This is a genomic window from Bradyrhizobium sp. LeoA1Lang, from assembly GCF_055413685.1.
The window spans coordinates 1-12,197 of the sequence record NZ_JBVAPG010000093.1 but is presented as its reverse complement, the minus strand read 5'-3'; the positions used below and the strand labels follow the sequence as shown (position 1 = coordinate 12,197).

At 63.0% G+C, this 12,197-nt stretch carries 11 protein-coding genes; 10 read left to right on the top strand and 1 reads right to left on the bottom strand.

Annotated elements, in window-relative coordinates; genetic code table 11:
- Positions 1–87 precede the first annotated feature (87 nt).
- Entirely contained in the window at positions 88–1,275 is a 1,188-nt protein-coding gene (locus tag ACZYOF_RS27130) for a pyridoxal phosphate-dependent aminotransferase (RefSeq protein WP_463717705.1), read from the bottom strand.
- Positions 1,276–1,410: 135 nt separating this feature from the next.
- Here ACZYOF_RS27130 and ACZYOF_RS27125 point away from each other — a divergent pair, with 135 nt between their 5' ends.
- From ACZYOF_RS27125 to aat, 10 genes are all read left to right on the top strand, one after another.
- Positions 1,411–2,814: a M48 family metalloprotease gene (locus ACZYOF_RS27125; RefSeq protein ID WP_463717704.1), complete on the top strand. Its 1,404-nt coding sequence runs from the start codon at positions 1,411–1,413 to the stop codon at positions 2,812–2,814.
- A gap of 52 nt (positions 2,815–2,866) precedes the next feature.
- The gene (locus ACZYOF_RS27120; protein ID WP_463717703.1) at positions 2,867–3,634 is read left to right on the top strand and encodes a DsbA family protein; all 768 of its coding nucleotides are present in this window, start codon (positions 2,867–2,869) and stop codon (positions 3,632–3,634) included.
- Positions 3,635–3,828: 194 nt separating this feature from the next.
- Positions 3,829–4,647: a DUF1236 domain-containing protein gene (locus ACZYOF_RS27115; RefSeq protein WP_463717702.1), complete on the top strand. Its 819-nt coding sequence runs from the start codon at positions 3,829–3,831 to the stop codon at positions 4,645–4,647.
- A 305-nt stretch (positions 4,648–4,952) separates the two neighbouring features.
- A complete protein-coding gene (gene aroQ, locus ACZYOF_RS27110; protein WP_282527981.1) occupies positions 4,953–5,420 on the top strand; it encodes a type II 3-dehydroquinate dehydratase in 468 nt (155 codons plus the stop codon).
- 41 nt (positions 5,421–5,461) lie between these two features.
- Positions 5,462–5,953, top strand: coding sequence for an acetyl-CoA carboxylase biotin carboxyl carrier protein (gene accB / locus ACZYOF_RS27105; RefSeq protein ID WP_282527982.1), 492 nt, complete (start codon positions 5,462–5,464; stop codon positions 5,951–5,953).
- Between the two features lie 80 nt (positions 5,954–6,033).
- Complete coding sequence (accC, locus tag ACZYOF_RS27100; RefSeq protein WP_130582760.1) at positions 6,034–7,386, top strand: acetyl-CoA carboxylase biotin carboxylase subunit; 1,353 nt, start codon at positions 6,034–6,036, stop codon at positions 7,384–7,386.
- Between the two features lie 135 nt (positions 7,387–7,521).
- Positions 7,522–9,051 carry a sensor histidine kinase gene (locus ACZYOF_RS27095; RefSeq protein ID WP_130582759.1) on the top strand — a complete coding sequence of 510 codons (1,530 nt, stop codon included), beginning with the start codon at positions 7,522–7,524 and terminating at the stop codon, positions 9,049–9,051.
- Positions 9,048–9,488, top strand: a complete 441-nt coding sequence (locus tag ACZYOF_RS27090) for a response regulator (RefSeq protein ID WP_463717701.1) — start codon at positions 9,048–9,050, stop codon at positions 9,486–9,488. The genes ACZYOF_RS27095 and ACZYOF_RS27090 overlap by 4 nt, the downstream gene beginning before the upstream one ends.
- A complete protein-coding gene (locus tag ACZYOF_RS27085; protein WP_463717700.1) occupies positions 9,485–10,576 on the top strand; it encodes a sensor histidine kinase in 1,092 nt (363 codons plus the stop codon). Before ACZYOF_RS27090 ends, ACZYOF_RS27085 begins: the two co-directional genes overlap by 4 nt.
- 155 nt (positions 10,577–10,731) lie before the next feature.
- On the top strand, positions 10,732–11,412 hold the full coding sequence (aat, locus tag ACZYOF_RS27080; RefSeq protein WP_463717699.1) for a leucyl/phenylalanyl-tRNA--protein transferase: 681 nt from the start codon (positions 10,732–10,734) through the stop codon (positions 11,410–11,412).
- The last annotated feature ends 785 nt before the right edge of the window (positions 11,413–12,197 follow it).

The window sequence follows — 12,197 nt, the reverse complement described above, 5'->3', positions numbered from 1 at the left end:
AAGCAAGAGGAAAATGCCTGGCGGCGGCGGACACAGATACCGATCTGACGGACAAGGCCAACTCCGGGGGTGTGACAAACTGGCGCGCTATTTAAGCCAACCAGCAATCCGCGCAACCGCTTCCTGCATCTCCTCTGCGGACCGCGCATAGGAAAAACGGATGAAGGCGCGGCCGTGAATCGGATCGAAATCGACGCCCGGCGTCGCCGCGACATGGGCCTTTTCCAGCATCTGGCGGGCAAATTCGAAGCTGTCGGACGTAAAGTCCGACACATCGGCATAAAGGTAGAATGCGCCATCCGCGGGCAGGAACTTGGTCAGCCCCGCTTTCGGCAGCCCCTCGATCAGAATGCGCCGGTTCTCCTGATAGCCGCGCTTGATCGCTTCCATCTCCTCGCGGCCATCGAAGGCGGCTTCGGCTGCGATCTGCGATAGCGTCGGCACCGAAATCGAGAGGTTCTGCTGCAGCCGCTCGATCGGGCGCACCAGCGGCTCGGGCACGACCATCCAGCCGACCCGCCAACCGGTCATGCAGAAATATTTCGAGAACGAATTGATCACGAGGGCGTGTGGGGACAATTCGGCTGCAGTCACCGCCGGGAAGGCGTAGTCGAGCCCATGATAGATCTCGTCCGAGATGAAGCGGATGCCGGCGCTCTCGGCCGCCGCCATCAGGCTTGCAAGAGCTTCGCGCGACATCATCGTGCCGGTCGGATTGGCGGGGCTGCCCACCAGAACGCCTTTGAGCGGCGCCTTGCGATGCGCGTCCAGCAACGCTTCGCCGGTCAGCGCATGCCGCGTTTCGTTCGTCGTCTCGATCAGCACCGGCTCGCAGCCGAGCGCGCTCAGGATATGGCGGTATGGCGGATAGCCGGGCACGGTGACCGCTACGCGATCGCCCGGCTCGAACATCGCGAGAAACGTGAGGATGAAGCCGCCCGACGAGCCCGTCGTGATCACGATGCGCTCGGCATCGACCTCGCATCCATACGTCTCGCGATAATGCCGCGCGATGCGCGCGCGCAGCGAGGGAATGCCGAGCGCGGAGGTATAGTCGATGCGTCCATCGTCGAGCGCCGCGTGGGCGGCTGCAATCGCCGCCTTCGGTGCCGGCGCCGCCGGTTGGCCGACCTCCATGTGGATCACATGCCCGCCGGCCGCCTCGATTCGCGCCGCCGCCGCCATCACGTCCATGACCATGAAGGGCGGAACCTCGCTCCTTCCCGAAGCGGTCAAAAGGTGATTCACGCGGTCTCTAAATGTCGCTTCGGGCATGGATATCTGCTATTTGGGCCGGCGTCGCCGGTTTCGGGTTCCGTAACGACCGGTTGCGCCCCAGACTGGCCGCATTCGGCGGTTTGTTAGGGCATATATTGTCCGTGGCCCGCCGCCAATCGCTAAGACCGCTCCATGCTGCTCCGTTTCGCGCTTCGCAAGAAGACCCTGAAATTGACTGCGCTCGCCACCGCAATCGCGCTGGCGGTCGCGCCCACGATGGCGCTGGCGCAGGAGAACAAGGGCCCGCCGATCCTGCGCGATACCGAGGCCGAGCAATTGCTGCGCGACTATACGAGGCCGATCCTGCGCGCCGCGGGACTGGAGAAGCAGAACATCCAGATGGTCATCATCAACGATAGCACCTTCAACGCTTTCGTTGCCGACGGCCGCCGCATCTTCGTCAATTACGGCGCGCTCATGCAGTCGGAGACGCCGAACCAGATCATCGGCGTGCTCGCGCACGAAACAGGGCATCTTGCCGGTGGCCATCTCGCAAAGCTCCGCGAGCAACTGGCGCAGGCGCAGACCCAGATGATCATCGCCATGCTGCTCGGCGCCGGCGCGATGGTCGCAGGCGCACGCGGCGGCGCGAACAGCGGCCTCGCCAATGCCGGTGCCGCGGCAGTCGCGGCGCCGCAGGAAGTGATCCGCCGAACGCTGCTCTCCTATCAGCGCCAGCAGGAAGAGAACGCCGACCGCGCCGGCGTGAAATTCCTGAACGCGACCGGCCAGTCCGCCAAGGGCATGTACGAAACGTTCAAGCGCTTCACCGACGAAAGCCTGTTCGCGGCACGCGGCGCCGATCCGTATCTGATGTCGCATCCAATGCCGGCTGATCGCGTGGCGGCGCTGGCGGAGATCGCGCGCTCCAGCCCCTATTGGGACAAGAAGGACGATGCGGCGCTGCAAATGCGCCACGACATGGTGCGCGCCAAGATCTCCGCTTTCATGGAGCGGCAGGACACCGTCTATCGCCGCTATCCTTCGTCCAACAACGGCCTGCCCGCCCGCTACGCGCGGGCGATCTCGACCTATCTGCACGGCGATCTCCGCAGCGCGCTGGCCCAGATCGACGGCCTGATCCAGGCGCAGCCCAACAACGCCTATTTCTATGAATTGCGCGGCCAGGCGCTGCTCGAGGGCGGCAGGCCGGCGGAGGCGATCGCGCCGTTGCGCAGGGCGGTGCAGCTCTCGGGCAACGCGCCCCTGATCGAGATGCTGCTCGGCCAGGCGCTGGTCGCGACGAGCAACAACGCCTACACCGATGAAGCCATCAACATCCTGCGCGCCGCCGTGGCGCGCGAGAGCGAGGCGCCGATCGGCTATACCCAGCTCGCCATGGCCTATGGCCGCAAGGGCGATTATGCGCAGGCTGACCTCGCTTCCGCCCAGGCCGCCTATCTGCGCGGCGACAGCAAGACCGCGCGCGAGCTGGCCTCGCGTGCCAAGACGCGCTTTGCCATCGGAACCCCCGGTTGGGTCAAGGCTGACGATATTGTGAGCGCCAAGCCGATGCCGGGTCAGAAAAACAACTAGCCATCAACGTAAATCGTCTACAACGATTGCCAAACCGCACAAGGATTTGCTCATGCGCCCGTTCCGTTTTCTCGCTCCTGCCCTGCTCGCCGCGGCGCTCGCAGGCGCCTCGCTGCCGGCATCGGCGCAAGGCTTCTCCGATACGCAACGCAGCGACATCGAGAGCATCGTGCGCAATTACCTGATCACGCATCCCGAGGTGCTCGAGGAGGCGATGACCGAGCTGACCAAGCGCCAGGCCGCGGCCGAGGCCGAGAAGCATCAGGCGAGCATCGCGAAGAATGCGGATGTGATCTTCAACTCGCCACGCGGCGTGACGCTCGGCAACAAGGACGGCGACGTCACCTTCGTGGAATTCTTCGACTACAACTGCGGCTACTGCAAACGCGCGATGGTCGACATGATCGACCTCATGAAGGCCGATCCCAAGCTGAAAGTCGTGCTGAAGGAATTTCCGGTGCTGAGCCAGGGCTCGGTGGAAGCCGCGCAGGTTGCTGTCGCCGTGCGCATGCAGGATCCGACCGGCAAGAAATATCTCGACTTCCATCAGAAGCTGCTCGGCGGCCGTGGCGCCGCCGACAAGGCACGCGCAATGGCGGTCGCCAAGGAAGTCGGCCTCGACATGGCTAGGCTCGAGAAGGACATGGCGGGCCCGGAAGCGAAAGCGACCATCGAAGAGAACTTCAAGCTCGCGGAAGCCATGGGCATGAACGGCACGCCAAGCTACGTGATCGGCAAGCAGGTCGTGATCGGCGCAGTCGGGCTGGAGAATCTGAAGGAAAAGATCGGCATCGCCCGCTGCGGCAAGGCGACGTGCTGACGTAACAGCAAAACAATATTGGATGCGCAAAGGCCGGCTCGTTAGCCGGCCTTTTTGTTTGTGTGGTTCTGCACACTTCCATTCATCGCGCATTCATAAAACAAACCACGTGGAACCGATATCGGTTCGGAACGTCGCTCTGCTCCTTTCGTTGTCGGCGTGGGCAATGCAGGACTTCTTGAGGAGGAATCGAAATGACTAACCGCTTGTTGATTTCGGTCGCGGCAGCGGCCTTGATCGCGGGAACCGGCTTTGCGAACGCGCAGGGCACCGGCACGAGCCGCGAGTCACCGTCGTCCGGTGGCGGCGCCACGACGCAGCACAGCCCTCCATCCGGCGGCGGCGCGTCTTCAGGCACGATGAACCGTGATAGCGGCACCACCGGTACGAGTGGCGCTGAGCAGTCCGGCAAGGGCTCGAGCTCTTCTGGCATGAGGTCGGATTCCGACAGAGGTGGCGCAGCCGACAGGAACGCGCAGGACACCACGCCCGGTCAGAAGTCGAAGAGCATGAGCTCGGACAACGAGAGGACCAAGGGCGACAAGGACATGAAGGCTGAAGGTCGCGACAGCCGTGACCGCAGCAACATGAAGGCCGAAGGCCGCGAAGGTCGCGATCGCATGAATGCAGAGACTCGCGACAAGAGCGGCGGCACCGCCGCCGAAAGCCGCGACAAGAGCGGCACGGAGACTCAGAAGGGCGCGACCGACACCAGCCGCTCGCAAACCACGACCGGCAACGCCGCAACCTCGGCAACCGCTGCTCCGCCGGCCGAGAAGCGGACCCAAATCACCTCCGCGATCAAGTCGGAGCGAGTCGAGGAAGTTAAGAACGTGAACTTCAACGTCTCGGTCGGCACCACCGTGCCTTCAACCGTGCGTTTCCATGCGCTTCCATCTCGGATCGTCGAAATCTATCCGGAGTGGCGCGGCTATCAGTTCATCCTGGTCGGCGGCCGCTACGTGATCGTGCGTCCCGAGACGCATGAGATCGTCTACATTATCGAGGGCTAACATTGGCTCCCACGCGAGGGCGGGTCCAACCCGCCCTCGCTTTATCCTGCCCGCCGGCACGCTGCTCGCGGCCGTACGGGCCAATAGGGGCTTTTCCACAGAAGTTGGTTAATTAGCATTTTCTATGAGTTAGCCGGGTTATCTGACAGCCCGAATGAGCCGTTTGAACCGGTTTCCAACAAACCTAAAGCTTTCCCTCGGGTCCGTTGTTACCTATAAACCCGCGACCTGGAGCAGGATCCGGAACCCCGGTTTCCGAAAGAATCCTGCCCAAAACGCTTTAGCGCTATTTCTTGGAACTCCGGATGGCCCAGGCCCCTGCCGCGACGATCTATGTGCTCAACGGCCCGAACCTCAATCTGCTCGGGACCCGTGAACCCGAGACCTATGGCCATGCCACGCTCGCCGACGTCGAGAAGCTCTGCAGGGATACCGCGGCCCAGTTTGGCCTCACCGCGGACTGCCGGCAGTCCAATCGCGAGGGCGAGCTGATTGACTTCATCCATGAGGCGCAGGCGAAGCAGGCGGTCGGCATCATCATCAATGCGGGGGCCTATTCCCATACCTCGATCGCGCTGCATGACGCGCTGGTCGGGGTGAAAATTCCGACCGTCGAAGTGCATATCAGCAACATTTATGCCCGCGAGAGCTTCCGGCATCATTCCTTCACTGCTAAAGCCGCCTTTGCGTCGCTTTGCGGCTTCGGCATCGATGGCTATCGCCTCGCGATATCAGGCCTCGCCGCCAGGATCGGCGCCAAGGCGACAGCCTGACGCATTCCCCGTCATCAGACAGAGAGTTTCGGACCAAGATCATGGCGCGCCAGCCAGACGACAAATCCGCCGCAAAGCCCGGCAAAGACAACGACAAGGATGACGCCGCGCTCATCCGCGAACTCGCGCTCCTGCTCGACGAGACCCACCTGACCGAGATCGAGATCGAGCGCGCGGGCGTCCGGCTGCGTGTCGCGCGCAACGTCAGCATTGCCGCGGCCGTGCCGGCGGCCGTCGCACCGGCCCTGTCGGTGGCTGCGCCCGTGGCTGCCGCTGCGGCGACCGACCTCGCCAAACATCCGGGCGTAGTGCCCTCGCCCATGGTCGGCACCGCCTATTGGGCGCCGGAGCCGGGCGCAAAACCCTTCATCGAGGTCGGCGCCAAGGTGTCAGCCGGACAGACGCTGCTGATCATCGAAGCGATGAAGACGATGAACCAGATTCCGTCGCCGCGCGCGGGCACCGTGACGCAGATCCTCGTCGAGGACGGCCAGCCGGTCGAATTCGGCGAGCCGCTGGTAATTATCGAATAGCGAATGGTGAGTGGCGAATAGCGAGTGGTGAAGAATTCCCATTCGCTATTCGCCATTCGCCACTCCCCTCCTGAGGCGCCATGTTCGACAAGATCCTCATAGCCAACCGCGGTGAAATCGCGCTTCGCGTGCTGCGCGCCTGCAAGGAGCTCGGCATTTCGACGGTGGCCGTGCATTCGACCGCGGACGCGGATGCCATGCATGTGCGGCTTGCGGACGAGAGCGTCTGCATCGGGCCGCCGCCGTCGAAGGACTCCTATCTCAACATTCCCGCCCTGCTCGCGGCCTGCGAGATCACGGGCGCCGAAGCGGTGCATCCCGGCTACGGCTTCCTCTCGGAAAATGCCCGCTTCGCCGAGATCCTGGCCGAGCACAATCTGCATTTCATCGGTCCGAAGGCCGAGCACATCCGCCTGATGGGCGACAAGATCGAGGCCAAGAAGACCGCCAAGCGCCTCGGCATTCCCGTCGTTCCCGGCTCCGACGGCGCCGTGAGCTCCGATGACGATGCAATGGCGATCGCCAGGTCGATCGGCTTCCCGGTGCTGGTGAAGGCCGCCGCCGGCGGCGGCGGGCGCGGCATGAAAGTCGCGCACAGCGAAGCCGATCTCGCGCTAGCGCTCTCCACCGCCGCCACCGAAGCAAGATCCGCGTTCGGCGACGCGTCGGTATATCTCGAGAAATACCTGCAGAAGCCGCGCCACATCGAGATCCAGGTGCTCGGCGACGGCCGCGGGGGCGCCATTCATCTCGGCGAGCGCGACTGTTCGCTGCAGCGGCGCCACCAGAAGGTCTGGGAAGAAGGTCCCTCGCCGGTCCTCTCGGCCGCCCAGCGCGCAAAGATCGGCGAAACTTGCGCGAAGGCGATGCGGGACTTGAAATATCTCGGCGCCGGCACGATCGAATTCCTCTACGAGGACGGCGAGTTCTATTTCATCGAGATGAACACCCGCATCCAGGTCGAGCATCCCGTCACCGAAAGCATCACCGATATCGACCTCGTGCTCGAGCAGATCCGGATTGCCGCCGGCGGCGACCTGCCGGCGAAGCAGGACGAGGTCGCGATCATCGGCCACGCCATCGAATGCCGCATCAATGCGGAGAACCCGCAGACCTTCCGCCCTTCACCTGGACGCATCTCGCAATACCACCCGCCCGGCGGCCTGGGCGTGCGGATCGATTCCGCAGTGTACCAGGGCTATGTCATCCCGCCCTATTACGACTCGCTGGTCGGCAAGCTGATCGTGCACGGCAAGACCCGTGGCGAATGCCTGATGCGGCTGCGTCGGGCGTTGGACGAAATGGTGGTCGACGGCATCGAGACCACGCTGCCGCTGTTCCGCGCCCTGGTGCGCGAGCCCTCCATCATCGATGGCGACTATCACATCCACTGGCTGGAGCAGTATCTCGCCGGGCAGCCGACCATCGGCTGACGGGCTCAAGGTCAGGCGGCCCAAGCCAGTTCCATTCCGCATGGAACAAAGCATGGAACCGTGCGTTTGCAGCGACCGGGATTTCCCACCCCAAGGACCGCTTGCAGCCCACCGGATCCATGACACGAGGCACCCGTGACGTCTGATACCAGGCGCCGACGCGCATTGGGGCAGATCCTGCTGCTCGCGGCGGGGCTCCTGGTGCTGGTTGCGATCAGCGCCGCGTCCGTCCTGCTGGTGAACAAGGCGCGCCAGGACAACGCCTTGGTGGTCCACACCGTCGAGGTGGAAAACCAGATCAACGCGGTTCTGCTCGAGCTCCGCCGCGCCGAAAGTGCGGCCCGCGCCTATCTCCTGACCCGATGGCCGGAATTCCTGACCGATCATGAGCAGGCCGTGGCCAACGTCACCCCCTATACGGACAAGCTGGCGCAGCTCGCAGCCGATAATCCGTTCCAGGTCGAGAACGTGAAGAAGATGCGCGCGGCGATCGACATCCGGCTCGATCAGTTCAAGCGCGAAATGGATTTTATCAAGCGCGACGAGCCGACCAGTGCCGCGGCGCTGGTCCGCGAGGCGGCCGCCGGCAATACCAATGCCATCATTCGCGACGTGACGGACAAGATGCACGCCGAGGAAGAGCGGCTGTTCGATCTGCGGACGGCCAATGGCGACCGTTCGCAGATACTGGCGTCCTCCGTCACCATCGCCGGGTCGTGCATCGTGATTGCGCTTGGCGCGATCGCGGCGTTCCAGGTGCGCCGCTCGACGCGCGTCCGCGATGAGGCCGCGACCAAGCTGCGAGACCTCAACGTCACGCTGGAGACCAGCGTCCAGGAGCGCACCGCCGATCTGCGCGAAGCCAATGACGAGATCCAGCGCTTTGCCTATATCGTCAGTCACGATCTGCGCTCGCCACTCGTCAACATCATGGGCTTCACCAGCGAGCTCGAGGAGCTGCGCGGCGACATCTTCAAGCGGATCGCCGCCCTGAGCCACACCGCCTCGGAAGCCGCCGCGCTGCCGGAGAACGCCACCGACAGCGCCGAGCCTGCGCTCGAGGGCGCCGACAAGCAGCTCTCCGACGATTTCTCCGAGGCGCTCGGCTTCATCAAATCCTCGATCGCCAAGATGGACCGCCTGATCACCGCGATCCTCAATCTCACCCGCGAGGGTCGGCGCGAATTCAGTCCGGAACGGATCAACACACGCGAGCTGATCGAGGGCATCGCCGCCACCGTGGCGCATCAGGCCGCCGAGGCGAATGCGCAAATCCGCATCGAGCCATTGCCAGAGATCACCAGCGACCGTCTTGCGCTGGAGCAGATCTTCTCCAATCTGATTGACAATGCGCTCAAATATCTGAGGGACGCCGTTCCCGGCGACATCGCGATCCGCGGGCGCACCAAGCTCGGCTTCGCGATCTTCGAAATCAGCGACAATGGCCGCGGTATCGATCCCAAGGATCACCAGCGCATTTTCGAGCTGTTCCGCCGGGCGGGAACCCAGGACAAGCCCGGCCAAGGCATCGGGCTCGCGCATGTGCGCACGCTGGTGCGACGTCTCGGGGGAACCATGTCGGTCGCCTCGGAACTTCACAAGGGCAGCACATTCACGATAACACTTCCAGTCAACTGGGCCGCCAAACGGAAGGCAGATGCATGAGCAATCCAGTCACCATCATCATGATCGAGGACGATGAAGGCCACGCGCGGCTGATTGAGCGGAATATTCGCCGATCCGGTGTCAACAATAAGATCTTGCCGTTCAGGAACGGTACAGACGCGGTCGGCTATCTCTTCGGCCCGGATGGAAGCGGCACAGACCAAAAGGGCAAGGCGCTGCTCATCCTGCTTGATCTCAACCTGCCCGACATGATCGGCATCGATATTTTGAAGCGGGTCAAGGAGAACAAGCACCTGAAGTCGACCCCTGTGGTGGTGCTGACCACGACGGACGATTCGCAGGAGATCAAGCGATGCTACGAGCTCGGCTGCAACGTCTACATCACCAAGCCGGTGAATTACGAGAGCTTTGCCAACGCGATCCGCCAACTCGGACTGTTCTTCTCGGTCATCCAGGTTCCGCCAGCGGCAGCATGAGTACCACGAGCCCCACCCTGCTCTATATCGACGATGACGAGGCGCTGGCGCGTCTCGTCGACCGCGGCCTGACGCGGCTCGGGCTGAAGGTGGTACATGCCGCGAGCGGCCAGCAGGGACTGGACCGCATCGCCGAAGGCGGCATCGACGTGGTCGCGCTCGACCAGTACATGCCGGGCCTCGACGGGCTCGAGACGCTCGAGCAGATCCTGAAAATTCCCGACGCGCCGCCAGTCGTGTTCGTCACGGCCTCGCAGGATTCCGCGATCGCCGTCACCGCGCTCAAGGCCGGCGCGGCAGACTATCTCGTCAAGGACATCCACGGCGAATTCATTCCGCTGCTCCAGGTTGCCGTCAACGGCGCGCTGCGTCAGGCGGAATTGCAGCGGGCGCGCGACGAGGCGGAAGCCGAGATCCACGCCTCGCGCGACCGCTTCGCCGCGCTCGCCGCCGAGCGCGAGGTGCTGCTCCGCGAGGTCAATCACCGCGTCGGCAACTCGCTGCAGATCATCGCCTCGCTCCTGCACCTGCAGGCGAGCTCGGCGACACAGGACGACGTCAAGGCGGCGCTCACCAACGCAATGGGCCGCGTCGCCGCCGTCGCCCAGGTCCACCGCCGCCTCTACACCTCGCACGACCTGAAGAGCGTGCTGCTGAACCAGTATCTGGAATCCCTGCTCGAAGATCTCCGCCGCTCGGCCGAAGGCAACCGGATGTCGCGGCTGACCTTGAAGGCCGATCCGATCGAGATCGATCCGGATCGCGCGGTCGCGATCGGCATCATCGTCAACGAGCTGGTGATGAATGCGGTGAAATATGCCTATCCAGAAGGCGCCGGCCCGATCCATGTCGAGCTCAAGGCCGAGGGCGACGATCTGCTGCTGGCGATTTCCGACGACGGCGTCGGCCTCAACGTCAAGGCCGATCCACGCTCCACGGGCCTGGGCCAGCGCATCGTCAGCGCCATGGCCTCCAAGCTCGAGGCCAGCGTCGAGCGCGATCCCGACCATGGCGGCACGCGCATCCTGGTGCGCTTTCCCCGTGCCAGCGCCGCAGCGGCGAAATCCGCCAGCGCCGCCGCGAGCTAGCCTTGAGATCATGATCCGATTGGACGAAATCGGATCATGATCTCATCTCGTTGTTTGAGCATGCTCTTTTCGGAAAACCGGTTTCCACCTTTCCGGATCATGCTGGCGTATCAGCCCCTATCGCGCCGCCTGCGCTCGCCTGCTATCCTGCAACCATGACATCGCGCGACTCCGCCGCATCCGAGATCACACCCGACGTGCTGCTGCGCGCCTATGCCTGCGGCATCTTTCCGATGGCCGAGAGCGCCGACGACCCCACCCTGTTCTGGGTCGAGCCGGAAATGCGCGGCGTGATCCCACTCGAAGGCTTTCGCATCACCTCGCGATTGGCGCGCACGGTGCGTTCGGATGCGTTCACCGTGACGGTCAACACCGCATTCAAGGCCGTCATTGCCGGCTGCGCCGCTCCGGCGGAAGGACGCGAGGACACCTGGATCAATAAGCGCATCCGCGAGCTCTATGTCGGGCTGCATCGGCTCGGCCACTGCCACAGCGTCGAGGCCTGGCAGGACGGCGAACTGGTCGGCGGTCTCTACGGCGTCAGCCTGGGGCGCGCCTTCTTCGGCGAGAGCATGTTCCACACGGCGCGCGACGCCTCGAAGGTCGCCCTGGTGCATCTGGTGGCGCGGCTGATTGCCGGCGGCTTTGAGTTGCTCGACACGCAATATGTCACTGAGCACCTGCGCAGTTTCGGTGCGCTCGAAATCCCCCGCCGCCGCTATCGCGCGCTGCTCGACCAGGCGATCTCGGGTGCGCCCGCTGATTTCCTGAAGTTGCCGACCGATGAGCCAATCAAGGGCGCCGATGCGCTCGCGATCATCGCAGAGCGCGCATAAGCGTAGCCCGGATAAGGCGTGCGTTCCATCTGGCTACCTGATCATGCCGAGTGCAGCATCCACAGACGCACAAATGCCTGGTCTCAACGGCGGCTTATTGAAAGCAAAGCCGCAATGTAAGTCGGCAGCGTTCGCTCGTTCGTATGCGCTTGCGGGATCGTTTGCGCCAGCGATCCATGATTGCTGATGAAGAGAATTAGTGTCGCACCGAGTGACCATCTCATTGACTCCGTCGATCCGGCGGCGTAGTTTAATACAACGTTACGTTGATTATTTCGCACAGCACATTTTGCAGATTCACGAAGTTTCAGAAGCGATTAGTCGTCGAAAGAGGTGATTGCGGCTGAACGCCAAGTCGACAGGTAAAGTCAGGTGTTCGGATTTGGACAACAGCACATACATCGTTGTGCTCCCGACATCTGAGTTCGGAATGATACCCAATAGCTGAGTTGACGCACAGTTGCTCGAATAGATGAGCGGCTTCAGAGCCGCTGTTGTCTAGCGGGCGGCACCAAACTGCCGCGAAGAGCGGAAGATCTCACGTCTGAAATTTACTGCTTCACACTTCACGCGACCGCTCAGCGGATCGTGAGGGGAAGCTATTCGTTCAAGACAACATGTTCAAAACAAAGGAGGAGAGGACGATGCCGTTAGACGCAACGTGAGCGTCATCCGGCGACCACGCACTGAGGGCTGATCTGGTCGGCTAGGAAGATCTCGTGGATTGTTTCGTCACGAGGTCACCATGTCAAAAGATAGTTGTAAGGATGGCGATAAGGATAGGC

What these genes read in the sequence shown, in the direction of transcription:
- ACZYOF_RS27120 (WP_463717703.1), top strand. Translation starts at nt 2,867, where the DNA reads ATGCGCCCGTTCCGTTTTCTCGCTCCTGCCCTGCTCGCCGCGGCGCTC.
- ACZYOF_RS27130 (WP_463717705.1), bottom strand. Translation starts at nt 1,275, where the DNA reads ATGCCCGAAGCGACATTTAGAGACCGCGTGAATCACCTTTTGACCGCT.
- accC (WP_130582760.1), top strand. Translation starts at nt 6,034, where the DNA reads ATGTTCGACAAGATCCTCATAGCCAACCGCGGTGAAATCGCGCTTCGC.
- ACZYOF_RS27090 (WP_463717701.1), top strand. Translation starts at nt 9,048, where the DNA reads ATGAGCAATCCAGTCACCATCATCATGATCGAGGACGATGAAGGCCAC.
- aat (WP_463717699.1), top strand. Translation starts at nt 10,732, where the DNA reads ATGACATCGCGCGACTCCGCCGCATCCGAGATCACACCCGACGTGCTG.
- aroQ (WP_282527981.1), top strand. Translation starts at nt 4,953, where the DNA reads ATGGCCCAGGCCCCTGCCGCGACGATCTATGTGCTCAACGGCCCGAAC.
- ACZYOF_RS27125 (WP_463717704.1), top strand. Translation starts at nt 1,411, where the DNA reads ATGCTGCTCCGTTTCGCGCTTCGCAAGAAGACCCTGAAATTGACTGCG.
- accB (WP_282527982.1), top strand. Translation starts at nt 5,462, where the DNA reads ATGGCGCGCCAGCCAGACGACAAATCCGCCGCAAAGCCCGGCAAAGAC.
- ACZYOF_RS27115 (WP_463717702.1), top strand. Translation starts at nt 3,829, where the DNA reads ATGACTAACCGCTTGTTGATTTCGGTCGCGGCAGCGGCCTTGATCGCG.
- ACZYOF_RS27085 (WP_463717700.1), top strand. Translation starts at nt 9,485, where the DNA reads ATGAGTACCACGAGCCCCACCCTGCTCTATATCGACGATGACGAGGCG.